Annotated in this window: 1 protein-coding gene and 1 pseudogene; both read right to left on the bottom strand. The window is 69.4% G+C overall.

Annotation, left to right across the window (positions count from 1 at the left end):
- A pseudogene (locus ASD35_RS15670) lies at positions 1 to 422 on the bottom strand (beta-xylosidase); the annotation flags it as partial.
- The coding region (locus tag ASD35_RS15665) for a family 43 glycosylhydrolase (protein WP_056875896.1) at positions 419 to 1671 on the bottom strand (1253 nt) is incomplete at its 5' end. The pseudogene ASD35_RS15670 and the gene ASD35_RS15665, both read right to left, overlap by 4 nt.

Genomic DNA, 1671 nt, shown 5'->3' with positions numbered 1-1671 from the left:
GAGGTCTTCAGCGCCAGCGGCGTGAAGCCCAGCTCGACGAAGGGCTTGATGCGGCGGGCCAGCATGGCGTCGTAGAGCTTGTCGATGCCGGTGAAATCGAACACCAGCTGGCCATTCGCATCTCGCGTGACCGTCTTGAAGACGTCGTGGAAGATGGCGTGGAAGCGCAGGTACCGAAAGCCCAGCTCGTCCACGGTGGTCTTGAGCTGCGCCAGCGCATCCTCGCGGTAGGTCGTGCCGGGGTAGTCGGCGCCGACGCAGTGGTCGAAGAAGCGGTCCAGCGGCTGCCTGGCCTCGGCCAGGTCGAGCACGATGCGGCGCTGGGTGGGCGCGGCAGGGGCGGCGAGCGTCATGGGTGCGACCAGGGGCAGGGCCGCGGCGGCCAGCATCTGGCGGCGGCGCAGCGATCGAAGTGAAGTCATGTCGTGAGGCCTTGATAGACAAAGTTGCGGGCGCGCACCTCGCCGGCACCGGCGCTGAACAGCGCGGGCCGCAGGCTGACGAAGCCGCCGAAGACGTTGTGATGCAGGCCGGAGACCTCCATCTGCCAGGAGTGCTGCTGCCAGGTCTTGCCGCCGTCGTGCGAGTAGTGCCAGGTGACGACGTTCTCGCGGTTGACGAGGCGGATGTGGACGCGGCGCGTGGCCATGTCCTGGCGCATCCAGGCATGCTCCTGGCCGTAGCCATAGGTCAGCATCTGCGTCGTGCTGAAGCCGATGCCGACGTGGCCGCGCTCCTCGTAGAACAGCGCCAGGCCGCCGTGGCCCTCGCCGCTGATCTCCAGGTCCACCGTGATCTCGTAGCTGCGGTCGCCGGCCTGGCAGGTCAGCGGCGAGGAGTCGGGCAGCGACTTGCCCTTGCCGCGGATGACCAGCGCCTTGTCCTCGAAGCGAAGCCGCTTGGATTCATCGGGGCCGGGCGCGTGGAAGGCCCATTGCAGGCCCAGCTTGCCGCTGGAGAAGTCGTCGGACAGCGCAAAGCCCGCCTGGCTCGCCTTGCCGCCGCGCGGCTTGGGCAGGGGCTTGGACAAGGTGCCGCCCTTGGCGCGCAGCCAGCCGTCCTTGGTCCACTCCACCGGCTCCAGCAGCGCCTGCCGGCCGAGGGTGCGCAAGCCGTTCTCATAGCCGTGATAGACCATCCACCAGTCGCCCGCCGGCCCTTCGACGACGGTGGCGTGGCCGCGCGACCACCAGGGCTCGTCGATGCTCGTGGTGCGCACGATGGGGTTGTGCGGGCAGTCCTCCCAGGGCCCGTGTACGGAGCGCGAACGCGCCAGCGTGACCATGTGGCTGGTGGGCGGCCCGGCCGTGCCGCCGACGGCGCTGATCAGGTAGAACCACTCGCCGCGGCGCAGCAGCTTGGGGCCCTCGGGCGCGTACATCTCGACGACCCAGTCCTTGGGGTATTGCCAGGGCTTCCAGGCGTTGGCCTCCAGCGGGCCGTCGGTGGCCAGGCCGTCGTCCTTGAGCCGCACGCGGCGGCCGCCGTTGACGAACAGGTAGCGCCGGCCGTCCTCGCCGACGACATGGCCGGGGTCGATGCAGCCGGGGATCTTGAGGTCGATGGGCGCGCTCCACGGGCCGCGGATGTCGTCGGCGTGGATGACGTAGATGCCGGTGCCGGCGTCCTGCAGCACGGGGATGTAGATGAAGAAGCGGCCCTGGTGCTTGA

Source organism: Pelomonas sp. Root1444 (assembly GCF_001426885.1).
Lineage (GTDB): Bacteria > Pseudomonadota > Gammaproteobacteria > Burkholderiales > Burkholderiaceae_C > Pelomonas.
The sequence above is the reverse complement of the archived record's forward strand: the minus strand, read 5'-3'. Positions and strand labels throughout refer to the sequence as shown.